The 22041-nt window shown below is 58.1% G+C and carries 18 protein-coding genes; 6 read left to right on the top strand and 12 right to left on the bottom strand.

Annotated features, from left to right (window positions below; all coding sequences use genetic code 11):
- The first annotated feature begins 275 nt into the window (after positions 1-275).
- The 5 genes from ftsZ (at position 276) to AC2FNU_RS08975 (ending at position 7473) form a co-directional block, all read left to right on the top strand.
- Positions 276-1880: a cell division protein FtsZ gene (gene ftsZ / locus AC2FNU_RS08955; RefSeq protein WP_496787364.1), complete on the top strand. Its 1605-nt coding sequence runs from the start codon at positions 276-278 to the stop codon at positions 1878-1880.
- 213 nt (positions 1881-2093) lie between these two features.
- The gene (gene lpxC, locus AC2FNU_RS08960; protein WP_496787366.1) at positions 2094-3014 is read left to right on the top strand and encodes a UDP-3-O-acyl-N-acetylglucosamine deacetylase; all 921 of its coding nucleotides are present in this window, start codon (positions 2094-2096) and stop codon (positions 3012-3014) included.
- Between the two features lie 126 nt (positions 3015-3140).
- The gene (locus AC2FNU_RS08965) at positions 3141-4001 is read left to right on the top strand and encodes an outer membrane protein assembly factor BamD (protein ID WP_496787369.1); all 861 of its coding nucleotides are present in this window, start codon (positions 3141-3143) and stop codon (positions 3999-4001) included.
- Positions 4002-4037: 36 nt separating this feature from the next.
- Complete coding sequence (recN, locus tag AC2FNU_RS08970; RefSeq protein WP_496787371.1) at positions 4038-5687, top strand: DNA repair protein RecN; 1650 nt, start codon at positions 4038-4040, stop codon at positions 5685-5687.
- A 100-nt stretch (positions 5688-5787) separates the two neighbouring features.
- On the top strand, positions 5788-7473 hold the full coding sequence (locus AC2FNU_RS08975; RefSeq protein ID WP_496787373.1) for a chloride channel protein: 1686 nt from the start codon (positions 5788-5790) through the stop codon (positions 7471-7473).
- Positions 7474-7476: 3 nt separating this feature from the next.
- Here the strand turns inward: AC2FNU_RS08975 and AC2FNU_RS08980 are convergent, their stop codons facing one another.
- From AC2FNU_RS08980 to AC2FNU_RS09010, 7 genes are all read right to left on the bottom strand, one after another.
- Entirely contained in the window at positions 7477-8844 is a 1368-nt protein-coding gene (locus AC2FNU_RS08980; protein WP_496787375.1) for a DUF3179 domain-containing protein, read from the bottom strand.
- A 173-nt stretch (positions 8845-9017) separates the two neighbouring features.
- Entirely contained in the window at positions 9018-9359 is a 342-nt protein-coding gene (locus AC2FNU_RS08985) for a DUF427 domain-containing protein (protein WP_496787378.1), read from the bottom strand.
- Positions 9360-9422: 63 nt separating this feature from the next.
- Positions 9423-11213 carry an aminopeptidase P family protein gene (locus tag AC2FNU_RS08990; protein ID WP_496787380.1) on the bottom strand — a complete coding sequence of 597 codons (1791 nt, stop codon included), beginning with the start codon at positions 11211-11213 and terminating at the stop codon, positions 9423-9425.
- Between the two features lie 137 nt (positions 11214-11350).
- Positions 11351-13228: a cobaltochelatase subunit CobT gene (gene cobT, locus AC2FNU_RS08995; RefSeq protein WP_496787382.1), complete on the bottom strand. Its 1878-nt coding sequence runs from the start codon at positions 13226-13228 to the stop codon at positions 11351-11353.
- A 123-nt stretch (positions 13229-13351) separates the two neighbouring features.
- Positions 13352-14338: a cobaltochelatase subunit CobS gene (gene cobS / locus AC2FNU_RS09000; protein ID WP_496787384.1), complete on the bottom strand. Its 987-nt coding sequence runs from the start codon at positions 14336-14338 to the stop codon at positions 13352-13354.
- Positions 14339-14529: 191 nt separating this feature from the next.
- Positions 14530-15084, bottom strand: coding sequence for an NYN domain-containing protein (locus tag AC2FNU_RS09005; protein WP_496787386.1), 555 nt, complete (start codon positions 15082-15084; stop codon positions 14530-14532).
- A 142-nt stretch (positions 15085-15226) separates the two neighbouring features.
- Positions 15227-15853, bottom strand: a complete 627-nt coding sequence (locus AC2FNU_RS09010) for a J domain-containing protein (RefSeq protein WP_496787388.1) — start codon at positions 15851-15853, stop codon at positions 15227-15229.
- Between the two features lie 107 nt (positions 15854-15960).
- On the opposite strand from AC2FNU_RS09010, the gene AC2FNU_RS09015 reads away from it, so the two are divergent.
- A complete protein-coding gene (locus AC2FNU_RS09015; protein ID WP_171184953.1) occupies positions 15961-16215 on the top strand; it encodes a BolA family protein in 255 nt (84 codons plus the stop codon).
- 12 nt (positions 16216-16227) lie between these two features.
- Here AC2FNU_RS09015 and AC2FNU_RS09020 read toward each other — a convergent pair whose 3' ends face one another.
- The 5 genes from AC2FNU_RS09020 to AC2FNU_RS09040 form a co-directional block, all read right to left on the bottom strand.
- Positions 16228-17304, bottom strand: coding sequence for a PLP-dependent cysteine synthase family protein (locus AC2FNU_RS09020; protein WP_496787389.1), 1077 nt, complete (start codon positions 17302-17304; stop codon positions 16228-16230).
- 330 nt (positions 17305-17634) lie between these two features.
- Positions 17635-18054: a DUF4177 domain-containing protein gene (locus tag AC2FNU_RS09025; RefSeq protein ID WP_496787391.1), complete on the bottom strand. Its 420-nt coding sequence runs from the start codon at positions 18052-18054 to the stop codon at positions 17635-17637.
- An 80-nt stretch (positions 18055-18134) separates the two neighbouring features.
- Complete coding sequence (gene pepT / locus AC2FNU_RS09030; RefSeq protein ID WP_496787393.1) at positions 18135-19391, bottom strand: peptidase T; 1257 nt, start codon at positions 19389-19391, stop codon at positions 18135-18137.
- A 147-nt stretch (positions 19392-19538) separates the two neighbouring features.
- Positions 19539-21050, bottom strand: a complete 1512-nt coding sequence (gene gatB / locus AC2FNU_RS09035; protein ID WP_496787395.1) for an Asp-tRNA(Asn)/Glu-tRNA(Gln) amidotransferase subunit GatB — start codon at positions 21048-21050, stop codon at positions 19539-19541.
- Between the two features lie 83 nt (positions 21051-21133).
- Positions 21134-22041: hypothetical protein (locus AC2FNU_RS09040; protein ID WP_496787397.1), on the bottom strand; the 908-nt coding region annotated here is incomplete at its 5' end.

A 22041-nucleotide genomic window follows, 5' to 3' on the forward strand; every position in this document is an offset into this window, starting at 1 on the left:
CCTGAGCAGTTTTCCGCAATGTAAAAGATGATCTGTCAGAGCGTGAAGGAAGAAAATGCCTTCGCGGCCTGCTGGGTGTCTTGTGATGGTCGCCGACGTTTCCGCTATATCTGGCAGCGCCTGCGAAATGCCGCCGGTTGCTGCCTTATTTCCTCCATATTTTGTGGCAAATCGCGATTTTTGACGTGACCTTTTCGCATCATCCGGCTAGAATCGACCAAGGATAGGTAAGAAAAACACCGCTTTGGCGGGACATAAATACAGGCGGACAGAGCATGACATTGAATCTTTCGATGCCCGGGCACGACGAACTGAAGCCTCGGATTACAGTATTTGGCGTTGGCGGCGCAGGCGGGAACGCCGTCAATAACATGATTGAGAAACAGCTTGACGGTGTCGACTTTGTTGTCGCCAACACCGACGCGCAGGCGCTGCAGCAAAGCCAATCTTCGGCACGCGTGCAATTGGGTGTGAAAGTCACCGAAGGTCTGGGTGCAGGGGCCCGTCCCACCGTGGGCGCAGCAGCCGCTGAAGAAAGCATCGAGCAGATCGTCGATCATCTGGCAGGCGCGCATATGTGCTTTATCACCGCCGGTATGGGCGGCGGCACCGGCACTGGCGCCGCACCGATCATCGCTCAAGCCGCCCGTGAACTGGGCGTGCTGACGGTGGGTGTTGTCACCAAGCCTTTCCAATTCGAAGGCGCCAAGCGGATGCGTCAGGCCGAAGACGGCGTTGAAGCACTGCAAAAGGTTGTCGACACGCTGATCATCATTCCGAACCAGAACCTGTTCCGTCTGGCCAACGAAAAGACCACCTTTACCGAAGCGTTCTCGATGGCGGATGACGTTCTGTATCAAGGCGTTAAGGGTGTAACGGACCTGATGGTTCGCCCGGGCCTGATCAACCTCGATTTTGCCGACGTTCGTGCCGTAATGGACGAGATGGGTAAGGCGATGATGGGAACCGGCGAGGCAACCGGCGAAGATCGTGCGGTTCAAGCGGCAGAAAAAGCCATTGCCAACCCGCTGCTGGACGAGATCAGCCTCAAAGGCGCGAAGGGTGTCCTGATCAACATCACCGGCAGCCACGACCTGACTCTGTTCGAACTGGACGAAGCAGCCAACCGCATTCGCGAGGAAGTGGACCCCGAAGCGAACATCATCGTCGGATCGACACTGGACACCGCAATGGAAGGCGGCATGCGTGTATCGGTGGTTGCGACCGGCATCGACGCCAGCGAAAAATCCGTGGATGTCCCGGTTGCGCGCCGCTCAATGTCCGAGCCGCTGACACGCACGGTTTCGGCGGAAGAGCACGCTCAGGAAGACGCTCCTGTTGCAGCGGAAATGGCGGAAACCGCGCCGCAGATGGAAGAACCTCGTGAGCCTTCGCTTTTTGAGGCCGCAGAAGAGACCGCGCAACCGCAGTTCCAGCCGCGTGACGAACGTGTCGAGGACGACTTGCCACCTCCTGCTTACCAGCCGCGTGTGGCGGACTTCGAGCCGCAGCCCGAACATGTCGAACCCGCGCCCGAAAGCTTTGTCGCCCCGCGCGGCCATGCCGCAGGCACCCCGTCGCCCGAGGCGCTGCAGCGCTTGCAGGCGGCTGTGCAAAAGGTTCCGTCAGCGCCGCAGCGCCCGGCAGCACCACGCCAGCCCGAAGCTGTTTCACAGCCGGAACCCGAAGAACGGTCGCGCTTCGGCTTCAATCGACTGATCGATCGGATGACCGGTCATGCAGCAGACACACCGGCGCAAACGCCGCGCCAGCAGCCCGTTCTGCGCCAGTCTGAAGCCACCGCACCGGTCCAGGACGAGGCCGATCCGGAACAGGATCGTATCGAAATTCCTGCCTTCCTGCGCCGTCAAGCCAACTGATCGCGGTAACAAAATCCACTCACAGGGCCGTTTCTTAGCGGCCCTTTATCATTTAGAAACATATAGTTAATAACATGTAAGCAGGGTTTTGCCGATCTGTTACATACATGTTTCATTCGGTTGCAAAGAGTGAGTTGAGCCTTGACGCAGGCTTCCTTAACTGAGTGACCAACACAGCCAACGCAGGCTGGACACCACTCACCGAGGCCCATTTTGCAACATACGCTCAAATCTCCGGTCACGTTTAAAGGCGTTGGGCTGCATGGCGGCCAGCCCGCGACCATGGTTCTCAAGCCTGCTGCGGCAGGTCATGGCATTTGGTTCAAACGGACGGATATTCAACTGGGCGATGCAATGATCCCTGCAATCTACCATGCGGTCGAGCGTACCCCGCTTTGCACCCGCCTGGTGAATGATTCAGGTGTATCGGTCTCGACCATCGAACATATCATGGCTGCATTGGCCGGATGTGGTGTACACAATGCGCTGATCGAGATTGATGGACCTGAAGTGCCGATCATGGACGGGTCTTCGATTGATTTCGTACGCGGTATCATGGCCAAGGGTGTGCGCCGTCAGGCAAGCCCGGTTCTGGCCTATGAGGTTCTGAAGCCCGTGACCGCGACACGCGAAGGCGCGGATGCCAGCATCGTGCCTGCCGACGGTTTGATCATCGACTTCTATATCGATTTTGAAGACAGCGCAATCGGCAGCCAGACCAAAACGCTGGACATGCGCAATGGTTCCTTTGCACGTGAACTCAGCGACTGCCGTACATTCTGTCGTCGTACTGACGTCGAAGCCATGCGGGCCAACGGGCTGGCCTTGGGCGGTACGCTTGACAATGCCGTTGTTGTTCAGGGCAGCGAAGTTCTGACGCCGGGTGGCTTCCGTCGCACCGATGAAGCTGTGCGTCACAAGATGCTGGATGCTCTGGGCGATCTCTATCTGGCGGGTGGTCCGATTCTTGGGCACTTTACAGGTAACAAGTCGGGCCATTCGCTGACCAACACCCTTCTGCGCAATCTGTTCGAAACTCCGGGTGCGGTGCGTCCGGTGCTGTGTACGCCGCAGCAGGCCGCGCGTCTGCCGGGGCAGGGGCTGATTGTAAACGAAATTCCTGAAGTCGCCTGATCTGATCAACTCTGACGACATTTGCGCCAGAAGTTGCATAAGGCGTTTTGCACCGGAATTTTCTGTGCTAGACCATGGCTCAATTCGGGGCGAACCCCATTAAGCAAGACGACAAGGATGGGCGGTATGGTTGGCAGCAAAGCGGCAGTCAGACTCGCAGGGGCGATTCTTCTGACAGCAGTTTTGGCGGCGTGTGGCAACGGTGGTCTTTTCGGCAGAAAAGGCGCGGACCGGGATCAGAACCTTGAAGGATTCACGCCGGAACAGATCTACACCCGTGGGGAATATGAACTGTCGCAGAATCGCTCGGACGATGCGGCATGGTATTTCTCGGAAGTTGAACGCCTCTATCCCTATTCAGATTGGGCCAAGCGCGCGCTGATCATGCAGGCGTTTTCGTTCCACGCGGACAAGAATTATGAAGAAAGCCGCGCAGCTGCGCAGCGATATATCGACTTCTACCCCACGGATGAAGATGCAGCCTATGCGCAATACCTGCTGGCGCTCAGCTACTATGACCAGATTGATGAGGTCGGGCGCGATCAAGGCCTGACCTTTCAGGCACTGCAATCGCTGCGCACCGTGATCGAGGTTTATCCTGACAGCGAATATGCCACTTCGGCGGTTTTGAAATTCGACCTCGCCTTTGACCATCTGGCAGGCAAAGAGATGGAAATCGGGCGTTACTACCTGCGTCAGGATCATTACATCGCGGCGATCAATCGCTTCCGCGTTGTTGTCGAAGATTTCCAGACAACTTCTCACACCGCTGAAGCGCTCTATCGTTTGGTCGAGGCTTATTTGTCTCTCGGCCTGCTGGACGAAGCGCAGACAGCCGGTGCCATCCTTGGCTATAACTATCAGTCCTCGGAATGGTATGACGATGCCTACAAGCTGCTGACATCGCGCGGCCTTGATCTTAAGAGCCGTGGTAACAACTGGCTCAGCACGATCTATCGTCAGACCATCAAGGGTGAATGGTTGTAATCGCCATGGCTTCTGGCTTGGGACGTTAAAGACCCGATGCTGCGCGCCTTAGATATCCGCGACATGCTCATCATCGACCGGTTGGAACTGACCTTCCAACCGGGCTTGAACGCTTTGACCGGGGAAACCGGGGCGGGCAAGTCAATCCTTCTGGATTCGCTTGGGTTTGTACTGGGCTGGCGCGGTCGTGCCGAATTGGTGCGGCAAGGCGCGGCACAGGGCGAAGTTGTCGCCGAGTTTGAACTTTCCGCCGACCATCCTGCTCATGCGATTCTGGCCGAAGCGGGCTTGCCGGGCGGCGAAGAACTGATCCTGCGTCGGGTCAACACTGCCGAGGGGCGTAAGACCGCCTGGGTCAATGATCGGCGGTGTTCGGGCGAAGTGCTGCGTGCATTGTCCGAAACCCTGATCGAACTGCATGGCCAGCATGACGATCGCGGGTTGCTGAACCCGCGCGGGCATCGGGCGATGCTGGACGATTTCGCGGGTGTATCGGGGCATTTGGCCAAAGTACGTGCAGCCTGGACCGAGATGTCCCGTGCGCGCAAGCTGTTAGCTGAGACCGAGATCGCACTTGAGGCTGTTCGCAGCGAGGAAGAATTCCTGCGTCATGCGGTGGCTGAATTGGATCAGCTTGATCCGCAACCGGGCGAGGATGCCGAACTGGATGCGCGCCGCCGCATGATGCAGGGGGCCGAGCGCATCCGGGATGATGTCGCCCGCGCCTTCGCGCTGTTGTCCGGGGATGGGGCCGAAGGCGCAATGTCTGACGCTATGCGCTGGTTGGAAGGCGTTTCAGACAACGCAGGCGGCCAGTTGGAAGAACCGATCGCTGCGCTTGGGCGTGCGATGATCGAACTGGGCGAGGCTCAGGATGGCGTGAATGCCTGCCTTCAAGCGCTGGATTTTAACCCGGCGGAACTGGAGCAGGTTGAAGAACGCCTGTTCGCCATCCGAGCGCAGGCGCGAAAGCATGATGTTTCGCCGGATGATCTGGGAACATTTGCCGACACCCTGCGCGACCGCCTGAACCGGCTGGAAGCGGGCGATGCCGATCTTGCAGACAAACGTGCCGCCGTGGTTGCGGCGCAGAAAGCTTATGACACCGCCGCTACAGCGCTGAGCGCAGCCCGCAAGGCAGCAGCCGGGCGACTTGATGCCGCCGTCATGACGGAACTGGCCCCGCTCAAGATGGAACGCGCCGTATTCCAAACTGAACTCGCCCTGGCTGAGCCGGGCCCTGAAGGCACTGACGCAGTGGCGTTCACCGTGGCGACCAATCCCGGCGCTCCGGCAGGTCCGCTGAACAAGATTGCTTCGGGCGGCGAACTCAGCCGCTTTTTGCTGGCGCTCAAGGTCTGTCTGACTGGCGATGACAGCGCGCGCACGATGATCTTTGACGAGATTGACCGGGGCGTTGGCGGTGCCACAGCCGATGCGGTTGGTCGCAGGCTGGCGTCATTGGCGCAGGGGGGGCAGGTGCTTGTCGTCACCCATTCGCCTCAGGTTGCGGCCCGAGCGGCGCATCACTGGCGTGTGCAGAAGCAGGTGACTCAGGGACAAACCCTGTCCACCGTGGTTCCCTTGGCAGAACCGGACCGCGTGGATGAGATCGCGCGTATGGTGGCAGGCGATACCATCACCGAAGAAGCGCGCGCTGCTGCCCGGGCCCTGCTGCAAGCCTGATGTGTAAAGGGCGTTCTGCGGTGCTCACACTGTCGCTATCCCACTTTTATATGGGCGCTCCGTGGCTTACTAAGGTGTAAGTGATGATCCCCGAGGGCCAATGACTCAGTCGACCCGCACCGTTCTGCGCAACCAGTTCAATCAGGCTCTGGCCGCGATCAAGGATGCGTGGCGGGTGATGCTGCGCCGGGGGCCAAGCCAGATCCAGTTCTGGTTCATCGCACTGGCCATCGGTATCGCGGCCGGGTTCATGGCGCTTGGCTTCCGCAAAGCGATCCGTTCCCTGCAAGCTTACCTTTATGACACAGATGACATTTTGCTGCTGCACAGCCATGCTGAGAAACTGCCTTGGTTCATGGTTCTGATCATTCCCATTGTCGGTGGTTTGCTGGTGGGCGTGATCCTGAACCGGTTTACCGATGACGGGCGTGTGCGATCTGTGGCTGATGTGATCGAAGGCGCCGCCGTGACAGACGGCCGGGTCGAGGTTAAGGCGGGGATTGCCTCATTCTTTGCTTCTCTGATCACGCTCAGTTCGGGCGGGTCAACGGGTCGGGAAGGGCCCGTGGTGCACATGGCCGGAGTAATCTCTACATGGGTCAGCAACCGTATCCACGCGGATGGGATCACAGGCCGCGACCTTCTGGGTTGCGCCGTGGCCGCTGCTGTTTCAGCCAGTTTTAACGCCCCCATTGCCGGGGCTTTGTTCGCGCTTGAGGTCGTGCTGCGCCACTTTGCCGTGCACGCCTTCGCGCCAATCGTTATCGCCTCGGTCGCGGGAACGGTGATCAACCGGCTGGAATACGGTGATGTTACCGAATTCACGCTGGATACTCCGGGATCGCTGCAATTCTATGTCGAGCTTCCGGCCTTCCTGATCCTTGGTCTGATCTGCGGCTTTGTTGCCCTGCTGCTGATGCGATCAATCTTTTTTGCCGAGGATATCGGCAGCCATATCCAAAGCCGTCTGTCCATTCCGGGGTGGCTGCGTCCGGCCGTGTCCGGGGCGATGTTGGGTCTGCTGGCAATCTGGTTCCCGCACATCATCGGCGTGGGGTACGAGACGACTATCCGTGCTTTGACCGGTGATCTGGTGTTGACAACCGCGATCCTGTTCGCCGTGGTCAAAACGGTTGCCGTTGCGATTACGATGGGTGGGCGTATGGGGGGCGGTGTCTTTTCACCGTCACTGATGATTGGCGCTCTGACCGGGTTGGCCTTTGGTTTGATTGCCACGGGATTGTTGCCGGATGTGTCCGGCACACACACGCTTTATGCCTTTGCCGGGATGGGTGCTGTGGCTGCGGCGGTGCTGGGTGCGCCTATTTCGACCACACTGATTGTCTTTGAGCTGACTGGGGATTGGCAGATCGGTCTTGCAGTGATGGTGACGGTTTCCATGTCCACCGCGTTGGCCTCGCGTCTTGTGGATCGGTCCTTCTTCCTCACGCAACTGGAACGACGGGATGTCCATCTTGCCGCCGGGCCGCAGGCATATCTGTTGGCCATGCTGCGCGCCGGGGCCGTGATGCGCCCAATCGGTGACCCGCGTTCGATCACCAAGGAAGAAGCGCAGGGACTGATCGAACAGGGCCTGTGTATTCAGGCCAGCGCCACACTGGAAGCGGCAATGCCTTATTTTGACCGTGCAGACATCCCCTGCATTCCGGTGATTGTTCTGGAAGACGATGGATCTGAAACGCCTGTTGGTGCGCTTTATCACGTTGATGCGCTCAAGGCCTATAACAGGGCGCTTGCGGCAACTGCCGCCGAGGAACACTCTTAAACCTTACCCGCCATAAACGCTGGCTGTGTCTCCAAGGTAGTTGTCCCAGGCAAACCAGTAAGAGATGTGCCCCGCCACCCGAGACAAGCGTGTGCCATCCGGTCCGATCAACGCGTCTTCGGTAACGGTCCAGCTTTGACCTTTGCCATCCTGCAAACCTGCTTGCGTTGTCTTGAATGTATAGCCTTTACGCTCATACGCGCGTACGCTGCGTTCCTTTGGATCCCCAATCAGAACCAGCGGTGTTTGGGCGATGGCGTCGTTAATCACCGGTTTGCGCTTGAATGCATCCAGCGGCCATGCGCGCGCGGCTCCGAACTGGCGCACGGCAAAGATGTAGTCTTTCTGCCGATGTCTGGACTGATCCACCACCGCCGGAAACATCAACTCGCTTGAGGCGAAATAGTCTCTATAGACAACGCCCGACCCATAGTTGCGCCGATGCCCCGTGTTCAGCGACAGGACGCGCGTTTTAGGGTGCGAGGTTTTCCAGCTGTCCCACGTTGCGATCACAACCGGGCGCTGTTTCAATGCGATCCCGCTGTTCACCAAGGGACCCACCACGGGTTTGCCGGTATACTGGTTCCAAAGCGAATGCGTCTCGCGGTCAAACATCAGCTTGTTCGACCGATAGAGGAACCCTGACGAACCGAAAACAAAAGGTTTCCGCCGTCCCGCCACTTGCGTTTCAAAAAGAATGCCCGACCCGCAGAGCGTGCAATAGGCCAGCGCCACAGGTACTCCGCCGATCACGTCATTGAACATCTCGTGCCAGCCCATGATCCGCAGAGGATAGGCGCGCTCATCCCCGTTGATTGCTACACCGAAGACCAGATCGTCGCCTTTCAGGTAACCGGCATTTGAAGGTGAAATCAGGGTCGGATTGTCCAAAGACGGAATACCATCCTTGTGCACGCCGCCCCATGCGATTTCTTCCAAACGGATCTTCATCCGGTCGCGTTGCAGGTAGTCGGGTTGCAGGAACACATCGAAATTCGGATCGATCCGCAGCAGAACCTCACGCTTGAACGGGATCAGCGAAGGATGAGGGATAATCTGGGGGTTCCGCTCCTGCCACAGCATCCACTCGAACCAGTCATTGCCATAGCGCTTCCCGGTCAGGGCTTCCATTACCTCGACAATCTCGTCCCGGCGCCGATCAGCGTAGCGCATTGCGGTCAATAGCCCTGGCACAACGTCCGGCTGCCCGCGATCCCTGAGGTAAGTCATATGCGCCTCAAACGCAGTACGGCGCCCCTCCAGCGTGCTACGCAAGGCTTCCAGCACAGGATCCTGCTGTGCCCACAGCACGCTGGGGGCAAGCGCACCCGCTCCGATCATTCCTGCAAAACCGCGACGTGAAATCGACATGGAAGCCTCCGGTGATACCCGGATGCAAGTTTGCCGTAATTGCCGCTCACATGCATTCCACAGCTGCGTGAGGCTGGGAATCGGCTAGTACCTTCGCTTCCAGAATCTACACCTCAATCAAAAAACGGGCCTTTCGGCCCGTCTGAATGCGCGAAAAAGTTTCAAAGCAAATACTAAATCTGCTCTACCTTCACGGATTCCACAGGATAAAATGCCAGGTGATCTTTGATCTCAGCCACGCTTGGGATTGGGTCCTCATAGCTCCAGACAGCATTTTCGGTCACGGATGACTTGTTGACGATGGAAAAATGCGTCGCGTTGCCCTTGCCAGGGCAATGGGTCACTTTGTCGGTGCGGTCCAGAAAAGCCATCGCAATATCGTTGCGCGGGAAGTAGATCACCGGATCCTTGTCGCCTTCGTGCAGTTCCAGCGCGTTGTTTGTCTCGCCCAGAATCGCACCGCCCGAGCGGACACTCCATTTGCCCGGCGCTTTTTGGATCGTGATCTCGGTCATTCCAGTTCCTTCCCTCGTCGTATTTGGGCCTCTCCTCTGCCCGTTCTATGTAACAGCCCGGTGTCAGACCGGCGCAGTTGCGGCATCCAACCACAGTTGCGCGTCATGTCCCAGCCTCGGGCGGATTTTTTCCGCAACGTCGCGGTGATAGGTATTCAGCCAGTCGCGTTCGTCGGGGGTCAACATATCGACCAGGATCAGCCTGCGGTCAATCGGTACAAAAGTCAGGGTACGCCAGTTCAACATCGCGCGTTCCGTGTCGCCGCCGGCAAGGGCAGGAGCCTGTTCCACCACGACAAGGTTTTCAATGCGGATGCCAAAGGCGCCTTCACGATAATATCCGGGCTCGTTCGACAGGATCATGCCGGGCTGCAGCGGCACATGGCTGACTTTTGACAAGCGCTGGGGTCCTTCGTGGACACTCAGATAAGCCCCAACCCCGTGACCGACCCCATGGTTGAAGTCCTGCCCCGCGGCCCACAGCGGCGTTCGCGCCACGCATTCGATATCGCGCCCTGCAAGACCCGCAGGCCAGCGCAACATCGACATGGCAATCATGCCTTTCAGGACACGTGTGAAACAGGTTTTCTCTTCATCGCCAACTTCGCCGATGGCAATGGTTCGCGTGATATCGGTTGTACCGTCCAGATATTGCCCACCACTGTCCAGTACCAGAATGTGACCATTTTCCAATCGGCTGTCGGTTTCTTCGGTCACCCGATAATGCATGATCGCACCGTTGGGTCCGGTTCCGGCAATGGTGTCGAACGATATGTCCTGAAGCGCATTGTCCTTGCGCCGGTTTTCTTCCAGGCGCGTGACCACCTGAGTCTCGGTCACACTGGCAGGGGCTTGCTTGTCCAGCCAGCAGAGGGTCTCGATCACGGCCACTGCATCACGCAGATGCGCTTCGGCGCTGCCCGCGATTTCGGCAGGGTTTTTGCAGGCTTTGGGCAGGGCACAAGGATCACCGCCTTCAGTCATCGCGGTCCCCAAAACATCCGCTACGATTTGCGGCAGCGTGCCAATGTCTACCTGAACCGGCCCCTCCAGTGTGCTGACCGTGTCGAGGAAAGTCTGCGGGTCATGCACCGTCACATTTGACCCCAGATGATCCCTGACTTCGATCAGCTTTTCGGCTGTCATGAACAGGTCGACCCTGCCATCTGCATGCAAGACAGCAAATCCATGCGCGACCGGGTTATAGGCGATGTCAGATCCGCGAATATTCAACAGCCACATTATGGAATCCGGCAGGGTGATTATCGCTCCACTACGCCCGTTCTGCTGCAGGTCTTTGGCGAGACGTGTAATTTTGCTGTCCGATGTTTCCCCAGCAAATTCAATCGGATGCACCTTGACCGGGTTCATCGGCGGTGCAGGTTGATCCGCCCAGATCCGGTCAACAAGGTTCTCACATCTCGCCAGCTCGATGCCACTACCGTCCAGGTCACGGACCAAATCGGAAATCTGTCCTACAGCGTGCAGCCAGGGGTCAAACCCCACCTTACCACCGTTGGGCAGTTGCTCTTTCAGCCACGCGCTCAGACTGACCTCGGGCCAGGGCACTGGCGTGAAGTCGTTGGCAACCTGCGCTTTGACCTGCGTACGATACCGTCCGTCAATGAACATCCCCGCGACATTACGCAGGGCGGTACAAAACCCGGCCGAGCCTGTAAAGCCCGTCAACCATGCCAATCTTTCGTCGCGTGGTGCTACATATTCTCCCTGATGCGCGTCCGCGCGTGGGACCAGAAACCCGTCCAAGCCCGTCTGTGTCATCTCTTCTCGCAACGCGGCCAGTCGCGGAGGTCCCTGTTCCGGGCGGGCAGTCACTTGAAAGGATTGGAACATGAAGGGCCTCATTGATTTTGGTACCGGCAAACCCTGAGGCGCAGTGGAAGAAATGTCCAGATCAGTATGATCCGAACAAAATGCCGATCCGAGACTTCATCTTTTCAAAAATACTCCCGCCGGAGGCAAGGCCAGCCTCAGCTGGCCTTTCGCATCCCCATCACACGCGCCCGGGCGCGTGGATCACTATCGAACAGGGCTGCCAATTGTTCGGTCATCGCACCCGCCAGCTGTTCCACATCGGTGATGGTCACGGCCCGATCATAATAGCGGGTCACATCGTGGCCGATCCCGATCGCCAACAGTTCGACCATCTTGCGCTTTTCGACCATGGCGATCACATCGCGCAGGTGTTTCTCCAGATAGTTTGCCGGGTTCACACTCAGCGTGGAATCGTCGACCGGAGCACCATCTGAAATGACCATCAGGATTTTGCGCGCCTCGCGCCGCGCCAGCATCCGCCGGTGCGCCCATTCCAACGCCTCACCGTCGATGTTTTCCTTCAGCAGACCCTCTTTCATCATCAGACCCAGATTGGGCCGGGACCGCCGCCACGGTGCATCCGCGCCTTTGTAGATAATGTGACGCAGATCGTTCAGGCGACCGGGTTGTTGTGGACGACCATCATTCAGCCACGCCTCGCGCGCCTGACCGCCTTTCCATGCCCGCGTGGTAAAGCCCAGAATCTCAACCTTCACATTGCAGCGTTCCAGCGTCCGTGCCAGAACATCCGCACAGATGGCCGCGATCGAGATCGGGCGGCCCCGCATCGAACCCGAGTTGTCCAGCAGCAGCGTTACCACTGTATCGCGGAACTCAGTGTCTTTCTCGACCTTGAAACTCAGCGGTGTGGTTGGGTTTGCAACAACGCGCGCCAGACGACCGGCATCCAGAATGCCTTCTTCGCGGTCGAACTCCCAGGATCGGTTTTGCTGCGCCTGCAACCGGCGTTGAAGTTTGTTGGCCAGACGCGATACCGCTCCTTTTAAAGGCTCCAGTTGCTGGTCCAGATAGGCGCGCAGCCGTTCCAACTCAGCCGGTTCTGCCAGATCCTCGGCAGCAATCTCCTCGTCATAGGCATCCAGATAAACCCGGTAATCCGGGTCAGCTTCGGATGCGGGCGGCGGTGCAGGCGGCTCCATCGGAGCCTCACCTTCAGGCATCTCCGCCTCATCCCCCAGCTCATCCTCGGCCATCTCATCCATCGAAACCTGGGCCTGAGACTGATCCTGTTGCTCTTCCTGGCTTTGCTCAGGTGTGGCGTCGGCGTCCTGCTCGTCTTGATCATCCTGACCAGTGCTGTCGGGATCGGGCTGTTCCTCGGCGTCTTCCTCGGCCTGATCTTCTTGTTCGTCGTCCAGTTCGTCAGGGTCATCCCCCAACTGATCGCCATAGCCCAGATCCTTGATAACCTGACGCGCAAATTTGGCAAACTCGGCCTGATCCGAAAGAATTTCGTCCAGATTCTCCAGCGTTCCTCCGGCCTGCTCCTCGATGAAACCGCGCCAAAGGTTCATGATGTTCTCGGCTGCAGGCGGCAGATCGCGCCCGGTGGCCAGATGCCGGATCAGATAGCCTGCTGCCACGGCCAGAGGTGCATCGGCAGGCTGTTTGCATTGGTCATAGCCACGCCGGATCGCCTCATGCCCGATCTTGACGTCAATATTGCTGGCAGTGCCGGGCATATCCCGCGCGCCCATCGCTTCACAGCGGGCGGTCTCCATCGCCTCGTAAAGATCGCGCGCCATATCTCCTGGAGGGGCATAGCGTGCATGCGTGGCATCGTCGTGATATTTACGCTGCAAGGCCAGAGCGTCGGCAGTACCGCGTGCCAGAAGCACCTCTTCGCGCGTCATTCGGCGCGAGACCTGAGGCAAACGCATCGACTCGCCGGACATGCCCGAAGGATCAACCGTGTAGGTTACGGACAACTCGGGGTCATCGGCCATGACCTTGGTGGCCTCGGCCAAAGCCTTCTTGAACGGATCAGCAGGGTTGTCGTTCTTCTGTGCCATGTCCCCAAGCCTTTCACATTGCCGCCCGAATTTCCATCAGCAGAGAAACCGGATCCGCCTTCATCTGGCTAAAAATACCTCCGCCAGAGGCATTGCGCCCGTAAACGGGCGCAATCCAGCGGATTAACCCAAGCTTACGCTTGCCGCGCTTTCTGGCAGCTCTTCGTCGAAGCAGCGCTGATAGAACTCGGCCACAGTCTGGCGCTCCAGCTCGTCACATTTGTTCAGGAAGGACAGGCGGAACGCATAGCCCACATCACGGAAAATCTCGGCGTTCTGAGCCCAGTTGATCACCGTACGGGGGCTCATGACGGTCGACAGATCGCCATTCATAAAAGCAGTCCGGGTCAGGTCGGCCACAGTGACCATCTGACTGACGGTCTTGCGGCCATCAGCTGTGTTGTAATGCGGCGCTTTCGACAGCACGATCATCGTTTCTGCATCGTGGCTCAGATAGTTCAGGGTCGAGACCAAAGACCAGCGGTCCATCTGTGCCTGGTTGATCTGCTGCGTGCCGTGGTACAGGCCCGTGGTGTCGCCCAGACCAACGGTGTTGGCGGTGGCAAACAGGCGGAAGTTCGGGTTCGGTGTGATGATCTCGTTCTGGTCCAGCAGGGTCAGTTTGCCGTCATGCTCCAGAACACGCTGGATCACGAACATCACGTCCGCGCGGCCCGCGTCATATTCGTCGAACACGATGGCGACCGGGTTACGCAGCGCCCAGGGCAGGATGCCTTCGTGGAACTCAGTGACCTGCTTGCCGTCGCGCAGCTTGATCGCGTCCTTGCCGATCAGGTCGATCCGGCTGATGTGGCTGTCCAGGTTCACCCGCACAGCAGGCCAGTTCAAACGCGCCGCGACCTGTTCAATATGAGTTGATTTGCCGGTGCCGTGATAGCCCTGGATCATCACACGACGGTTGTGGGCAAAACCCGCCAGAATGGCCAGCGTCGTTTCAGGGTCAAACTTATAGGTCGGGTCGATGGCCGGTACCCGGTCAGACGCCTCGGCAAAGCCTTTAACCTTCATTTCCGTATCAATGCCGAATACGTCGCGGACCGAGATATCTTCGGTTGGTTTTGCGTTTACGTCGATCGATCCGTCAGCCATTCGTCTTGTCCTTATCCTTTGGCCCGCCTTGCCGGGTCTGAACCCGTGTGTGGTGCAACATATTGCGGGCAAGGGCAAGGGAAAGAGGGCTACCAGAAAAGGTGACCAGGTTTTTCTTTCAAACTGGCTCTATCGAAACGAAGGGCAGGATTCTCAATCAGCGTTCTTCAAGAAACAACACGGATCCTACATCAGAGTGAAAACCAAAGCTCACCCTTCCGAAAGCCACCTTTCACAAGGCGATCTGTGTTCACCACATCCGGAAACTCATCAACCCAGTCCTTGAACCTGTCGTTTGTGACAATGCGTGCTTTGCTGTCTCGCGATGCCTGCAAAATCAAGGGATCTGCGGGCGTACCCTTGGGGGCGACCATCACCTGTTTGGTCCTCAAACCCAAAGCGCGGCTCAGCGCCCGGTCGTTCATGAATTTGCCCTCGATCTTGTAGCCGACATTCGCATCGAAAACGACGCCCGGTCTGAAACCGGCGCGCTTCAGGGCTGCAAGGACCAGACGCAAGGTGCCCAGATCCGGGTCACCTTCTTTCCAATGGATCACATTGGACCCGTCCACGATGACCCAGGTATTGGCTACGCGCCACCTGCGCCAGGCGCGCAGGCCCCAGATCAAGCTGATGACCATGCAAAGCAAGCTGAACGCTTGCACGTTTTCGTATTCTGCTGGCAGAAACGGGGCAGCAAAGAAGCCACCCAGCGAGACAAGGAACGCGATCAGTGGCAAACGCAATATTGTCGCTCCGTTGAGAATTCCGGTTTAAACCCTGTGACTATTGCGGGAATCGAAACGGGTTACCAGTGAGCCGACGCACAACCTTTTACGACTGTGTTATAAAACAGTCAGAAGGCTCGGTCTGAAATACGCAGCGGCTTTACTTGAAGTTCCGGCTGTCCTTGATCTGATCCCAGGCCCACACAACCTCTTGCAGCTGTTCTTCCTGAGATCGGTCACCGCCGTTCATGTCCGGGTGCAGAACCTTGATCAATTTTTTGTAGGCCTTACGTACCTCGGCTTTGGACCAGCTGTCATTGGCTTCCAGAATCTCGATGGCACGGCGCTCGGTGGGCGGTAGGCGACGGCCGCCGCCGCCCGACGTGCGGCCTTTGTTTTGTGTACTGTTGGCCCCCAGAACCTGATGCGGGTCCTCGATGCCCAGGCGGGCCCAGGCGCGTGCTTCAGGGTCACCCATTGGCTTGGTTTCGCGTTCCCACACTTTGTCTTTCGACCGCTGGGCATTCAGCTCAGCCTCGGTGGTGCCGTCGAAGAAGTTCCATTTCTGGTTATATTCGCGCACATGCTGCTGGCAGAACCAGTAAAAGTCGTCCAACACATCTGGAGCTTTGGGCGCGCGGAATTTGCCGGGCTCCTCGCATCCAGGGTGATCGCAAACTCGAGTCGACGTCTCGGACGCGCCCGACATGCCCCGGCGCCCGCGCGGATTCTTTTTCTTGGCGCTGGAAACGGACATATCGAATCCAAAGGGGTCTGATTTCGTCATGCTCTGATCCTCACGAACACATCTTTTCGACTCGGAGGCAGCAGTTTAGTCTAAGCAGCCGAAAGTAGAAGAGGGGAGCGGTAAAATTTTTGCCGCTGAGCGAAAAAATGAGCGTGACCGACGAGATCCGAACCTGCCTGCAAGCCGCCTTTGACCCGCGCGAGCTTGAGGTGATAGACGACAGCGAAAGCCACCGCGGCCACGCGGGGTTTCAGGAAGGCGGCGAGAGCCATTTCAACGTCCGCATTCGCGCCGCCGCCTTCGAAGGGCAATCTCGCGTCGCCCGACATCGTGCGGTTCACAAGGCTTTGGGCGATATCGTGCCCCGCATTCACGCGCTGGCGTTGGATATTGATACCTGAACGCGCCGGACGTCAGTCCGCGCTCATCTGCGCCGAAGGCGTAGAAGCCGAAATCGCGTATTCTTCTTCGGTCATGCCGTCTTCGATCCCCTCGAACAACGGGGTCGAAAGGTAACGCTCGCCGGTGTCCGGCAGCATGACCAGCATAACCGATCCTTCAGGGACGGTTTCGGCCATTTTCATCGCCACAGCAAATGTCGATCCGCCAGAAATCCCGGTGAAAATGCCTTCTTCCGAGGCAAGACGGCGTGACCATTCGATCCCTTCAGGTCCGGGCACAGGGATCAATGCGTCGTAATAAGAATTGTCGATCGCTTCCTGCAGCACCCATGGGATGAAGTCCGGCGTCCATCCCTGAATCGGATGTGGTTCAAACTTAGGGTGGCTTTCCGTGGGCTGATGATCATCGTTGCGGGTGTTGACGTAACCCGAAGATACGATAGCTGCATTGGCAGGCTCGGTCAGGATGATCTTTGTGTGAGGCCGCTCTTTCCGCAACATACGCGAGACACCTGAAACCGTTCCGCCAGTCCCGTAGCCCGTCACCCAGTAATCCAGCTGTTTGCCCTCGAAATCCGCCAGAATTTCTTGTGCTGTGGTGTTCTCGTGAATATCGGCATTGGCAGCGGTTTCGAATTGGCTGGCCAAAAACCACCCGTTTTCCTCAGCTAGCTCCTTGGCTTTGGTGTACATGCCAAACCCTTTTTGTGCCTTGGGGGTCAGAACGACCTTTGCGCCCAAAAACCGCATCAATTTGCGCCGTTCGACCGAAAAGCTCTCGGCCATTGTCACAACCAGAGGATATCCCTTGGCCGCGCAAACCATCGCAAGTCCGATGCCGGTATTGCCCGAGGTCGCTTCGACAACGGTCTGGCCGGGCCTCAACCGCCCCTCGCGTTCCGCCGCTTCTATGATATTCAGCGCCAGCCTGTCCTTGACCGAACCGGCCGGGTTGAACGCCTCGAACTTCACATAGACGGTCACATGATCTGGCGCGATCCGATTGACCCGGATGCAAGGCGTGTCGCCCACTGTGTCGAGAATGGTGTCATAAAGGCGCGCCCGCCCTTGCGTCTGCCGAATAGCCATTTTTGCTGTCCCTCCCGGTTGCCGTGTTAGCATGCCACAGATTTTCGGGGTGCGTATCCCTTTTTCAAATGGCGCGTACTGCTTGTGTTCAAGTCGTCGCCAGTTTTTTGACGCTTCTGTTCTTTTTCTGGCGAGATCACGCATTGGCAGGCGTCTGTTCCGGCCATTCGCGACCGAAGTGCGCTGGAACCCACACAGGATAAGCCAAGACGTGGGTGCTGCCGGGCAACCTGTGTTGAAGGCGTGGTAAAAGTTTAAAGATGTGGGAATTATCTCAAATTAGCGGGTGGCTTAGTGTCTTGATTCAGATACCCAAGCCTGCGACAAAGACTAGGTTTTTGACGTGTCACTGGCCTCGGATACTTCATCAGACCGTTTCAACGACAAAGGCGGTTCATCCGCTTCTGCCGCAATCGGTTTCGGCGCCTGAACCTCGTCAGGGCCTGGAACCGGCTGGGCCAAAGGGGTGCTGTCCGTATCTGGTGCTGTACCGACTTCGGATGCGTCTATTTCCTCTTCTACTGCCCGTCGGAACACAAGCACATTGCGCCAGTTCGTTGTCGATCCGGTCAGGCCCGCGCGTTCTTCGCTGGGCAAAAGCTCGGCGCGTTGGTATTCCCAACCGTCCTGACCCATCTGGTTCAGGACCTGTTCAACCGAGACCGCAAAGCGACCCTCGGGTGTTTTCACCCCTTTGGCTTTGACACCTTTTTGCGGGGCGGGGATCACCTTGTATTCGTAGCGCTGCATCAACTGTTCCTAAACACCTGTTCGCGCCAAACTAACACGCTGATCCCCGAGGGAAAGAGCCGTTGCCCAACCGGCGGATTTCAGCCCTGATGATTACCGCCTGCCTGTGCCGCCTTGGTCACAACCGACAGGCACAGTTCTGTGGCCAGCGCCATATCCTGTACTGAGATCCATTCCATCGGTCCGTGAATGCATTGCATCCCGGTGAACAGATTGGGGCAGGGGGTGCCGAACTCTGTCAGGCGCGACCCGTCGGTGCCGCCACGGATCGGAACGGACAGAGGCTCGATCCCCAACTCGCGGCAGGCATCGCGGGCGAGATCGACGGGTGTCATGTCATTTTCCAGCCAATAGCGCATATTGCGATACTGATGGCTGATCTCGCAGGTGATGGTCGCGCGCGGTTCCGTGGCCTGCACTGCGGCGCACACTTGACGCACGATGTTGCGCTGGGCTTCCAGTGCGTCCAGCTCGAAATCACGCAGTATCAGCTTGATCTCCATCTCGGACGAGCCGCCATTCATGTCGGTGACATGGATGAAGCCTTCTCGCCCATCGGTGGTTTCCGGGGTCATGGTGGCCTGAGGCAGCGTTTGAACGATCTTGGCCGCCAGATGTGCTGCGTTCACCATCTTGTCCTTCGCCAAACCGGGATGGATGGAAACACCTTCGATCCTGATCACCGCACGGTCGGCTGAAAAGCTTTCGTACTCGATCTCACCGACTTCCTGACCGTCCAGAGTATAGGCGAAATCCGCGCCAAGGTCCTTGGGAAGCTTCTCGGTCACTCCGCGCCCGATCTCTTCATCCGGGGTAAAGGCGAAGCGGATCGGTCCGTGCGGAATTTCCGGGTTTTCGATCAGGTGCCGCGCCATGGTCATCAGGATCGACACGCCCGCCTTGTCATCCGCACCCAGCAGGGTCGTGCCTGAAGCGGTGATCAGGTCATGGCCAATCTTCTTGGCCAGATAGGGGTTTTCTTCCGGCGACAGAACCAGATCAGGATCGTCGGGGAACGAGATATCGCCACCGTTGTATCCCTTGATTACACGTGGCTTGACTCCCGTGGCGTTGAACTGAGGGGCCGTATCCACATGGGCCAAAAAGCCCACTGTCGGCCCCGGAGCGTTTCCGGGAATGGTCGCGACCACCACGCTGTCGCTTGTGATCTCGATATCTTGCGCGCCGATCTGGTTCAATTCATCGCGCAACAGGTTCAGCATGTTGAACTGGATTTGCGTGCTGGGGGTTGTGGGCGAAGTCTCGTCGCTCTGACTGTCGATGGCCGTGTACCGCACCAGCCGGTCTTCGAGTTCCTGATCAAATCTGTTCTGCATGATACCTCACCTCTCTGGAGGCGAAGAAAAAGCGCGAACAGGGGGAAGTCAAGCCGATGGCTTGACCCCAAAGCTTAAGAATTCGTGAGATTACGATGTGTACAGGTCCGCGCGTTGCCGCTGGCAGACCTGTACACATAAAACGTGTTAAGACCCCAGCTTTTTGCTGACCAGTTCGTTCACAGCCTTCGGGTTCGCTTTGCCTCCGGTCGCCTTCATGACCTGACCCACGAACCAACCCGCCAGTTTCGGGTTCACCTTGGCCTTTTCGACCTGTGCCGGATTGGCGGCAATGATTTCATCCAGGGCAGCTTCGATAGCGCCGGTATCAGTCACCTGCTTCATGCCGCGGTCTTCGACGATCTGCGCCGGGTCACCGCCCTCGGTATAGACGATCTCGAACAGGTCCTTGGCTATCTTGCCCGAAATGGCATCCGACGAGATCAGATCAATGATCCCACCCAACTGCGCCGGGGACACCGGCGAGTCGGTGATATCGTGGTCTTCTTTCTTCAGACGACCGAACAGCTCGTTGATCACCCAGTTTGCAGCCAGCTTACCGTTGCGGCCCTTTGCGACGTCCTCGAAATAGGCAGCGCTTTCGACTTCGGCAGTCAGAACCGACGCGTCATAGTCGGTCAGGCCGAATTCGCTGATAAAACGTGCTTTTTTCTCGTCAGGCAGTTCCGGCAACCTGGCGGCGATGTCATCGACCCATGCTTGTTCGATTTCCAGCGGCAGCAGATCAGGGTCGGGGAAGTAACGATAGTCGTGCGCCTCTTCCTTGGACCGCATCGAGCGTGTCTCGCCTTTGTCCGGGTCGTACAGGCGGGTTTCCTGCTCGACCTCACCACCCCCTTCGACGATGGCGATCTGGCGGCGGGCTTCGACCTCAATCGCTTGTTGGATGAAGCGCATCGAGTTCATGTTCTTGATCTCACAGCGCGTGCCCAAATGTGAGAAATCCTGTGTTTCCTGATACTTCTCATACGCACCCGGCAGACAAATCGAGACGTTGACGTCCGCCCGCAGGTTTCCGTTCTGCATGTTGCCATCACAGGTGCCCAGATACCGCATGATCTGGCGCAGCTTGGCGATATAGGCAGCGGCCTCTTCGGGGCCACGAATGTCAGGGCGGCTGACGATCTCCATCAGGCAGACACCGGTGCGGTTCAGGTCGACGAAGGACATATGCGGGTCCATGTCGTGGATCGATTTACCCGCGTCCTGTTCCATGTGGATGCGTTCGATGCGAACCATGCGTGCGGTGCCGTCACCCATCTCGACCAGCACTTCGCCTTCGCCCACAATGGGGTGGTAGAGCTGCGAGATCTGATAGCCCTGCGGCAGGTCCGGGTAGAAATAGTTCTTGCGGTCGAACGCCGATTTCAGGTTGATGTCCGCCTTCAGGCCCAGCCCGGTGCGCACAGCCTGTTCAACGCAGTATTCGTTGATCACCGGCAGCATTCCCGGCATCGCCGCGTCCACAAAGGCCACGTTCGAGTTCGGCTCGGCCCCGAATTGGGTCGACGCACCGGAAAACAGCTTTGCATTGGATGAGACCTGAGCGTGCACCTCCATCCCGATCACCAGTTCCCAGTCGTGCTTGGCCCCGGCAATGGTTTTGGGTTTGGGCATTTCATATGTCAGGTCGAGCATGGCGCGCCTCTAGTTTCCGCAGAAGTCTAAGCCTGCGTATTAGGCCCGGCACGGCCTAGGGGCAAGGGGGAATCCTGTTGAGATCAGTTCTGAGAAAACTGCAGGCCCGAGGGTGTGAAGGTCACGTCCATACCGCTGCGCAATTCATCCCGGAACAAATCCGAGATCGCCCGCAAAGCATCCCGCTGACCCCGCGCGGCAAACCGCTCGGGCGAGTTGATGCGCACAGAGTTGTTGAACCCTGCGGTCGCGTGTGCCCAGATCAGGGGGTGCAACTCGGTCAGGTGATCACGGATCAGCCAGTTTGCAGTATCGCGCATTTGCGCACGGAACTGGTCGGCTTGTTCGTTCCGGCCGCGTCCGTTTTGGATAGTGATCGCGCAATAGGCCGAGAGCATGTTGATCATTTGCTGGTCCGGCCGCAGCCGCACGATATCACGCACCCCGTCCAGGAAATACTCGGCATCGACGCGTGCGCAGGCCACTTCGTCCAGCGAAATGGCATCGAACTGAACCCAAGTATAGCCAGCGGCACCCCAGACGTCCTGTGTTCGTGCAGCCGTGCGCAGCGCCTGTAGTTCCAACTCTTCATAGCTTCCGAACCATCGCGGCAACAGATGGCTGCCCATGGCGCGCATGTGCCGTTGATTGCGCGGGTCCAGCGTGATCAGGCGCTCGTATTCATCAGACACACGCGCGTTGGCGCGGCGTTGTCCGGCCAAAAGCGCACAGTTTGCCGCCGCAATCAATGGGCTGTCAGGCGCATCCGCCCGGCATTTCGGCAAGATCGCTGCGGCCCGGTCAAAATGTGCCGCGCAGCGTGATCGGTGCAAAGGCGGCAGCGCCGTGTCCGACGCTGTACCGCGCCACGCCCAGGCCAGATCGATATGGGCAAGGGCCACAACGGCGGCGATCATGGGGTCATCAGGATTGTCCGCCATTTCGCCTTCAAGCTCAGATATGCCTCCCAAAAGGTCGTAATCCGAAATGG

This window comes from Ruegeria sp. BHSB064 (assembly GCF_059613205.1).

Coding starts and splice junctions, on each gene's coding strand:
- ftsZ (WP_496787364.1), top strand. CDS start 276: ATGACATTGAATCTTTCGATGCCCGGGCACGACGAACTGAAGCCTCGG.
- AC2FNU_RS08965 (WP_496787369.1), top strand. CDS start 3,141: ATGGTTGGCAGCAAAGCGGCAGTCAGACTCGCAGGGGCGATTCTTCTG.
- recN (WP_496787371.1), top strand. CDS start 4,038: ATGCTGCGCGCCTTAGATATCCGCGACATGCTCATCATCGACCGGTTG.
- AC2FNU_RS08975 (WP_496787373.1), top strand. CDS start 5,788: ATGACTCAGTCGACCCGCACCGTTCTGCGCAACCAGTTCAATCAGGCT.
- AC2FNU_RS08980 (WP_496787375.1), bottom strand. CDS start 8,844: ATGTCGATTTCACGTCGCGGTTTTGCAGGAATGATCGGAGCGGGTGCG.
- AC2FNU_RS08985 (WP_496787378.1), bottom strand. CDS start 9,359: ATGACCGAGATCACGATCCAAAAAGCGCCGGGCAAATGGAGTGTCCGC.
- AC2FNU_RS08990 (WP_496787380.1), bottom strand. CDS start 11,213: ATGTTCCAATCCTTTCAAGTGACTGCCCGCCCGGAACAGGGACCTCCG.
- cobT (WP_496787382.1), bottom strand. CDS start 13,228: ATGGCACAGAAGAACGACAACCCTGCTGATCCGTTCAAGAAGGCTTTG.
- cobS (WP_496787384.1), bottom strand. CDS start 14,338: ATGGCTGACGGATCGATCGACGTAAACGCAAAACCAACCGAAGATATC.
- AC2FNU_RS09010 (WP_496787388.1), bottom strand. CDS start 15,853: ATGACGAAATCAGACCCCTTTGGATTCGATATGTCCGTTTCCAGCGCC.
- AC2FNU_RS09015 (WP_171184953.1), top strand. CDS start 15,961: ATGAGCGTGACCGACGAGATCCGAACCTGCCTGCAAGCCGCCTTTGAC.
- AC2FNU_RS09020 (WP_496787389.1), bottom strand. CDS start 17,304: ATGGCTATTCGGCAGACGCAAGGGCGGGCGCGCCTTTATGACACCATT.
- AC2FNU_RS09025 (WP_496787391.1), bottom strand. CDS start 18,054: ATGCAGCGCTACGAATACAAGGTGATCCCCGCCCCGCAAAAAGGTGTC.
- pepT (WP_496787393.1), bottom strand. CDS start 19,391: ATGCAGAACAGATTTGATCAGGAACTCGAAGACCGGCTGGTGCGGTAC.
- gatB (WP_496787395.1), bottom strand. CDS start 21,050: ATGCTCGACCTGACATATGAAATGCCCAAACCCAAAACCATTGCCGGG.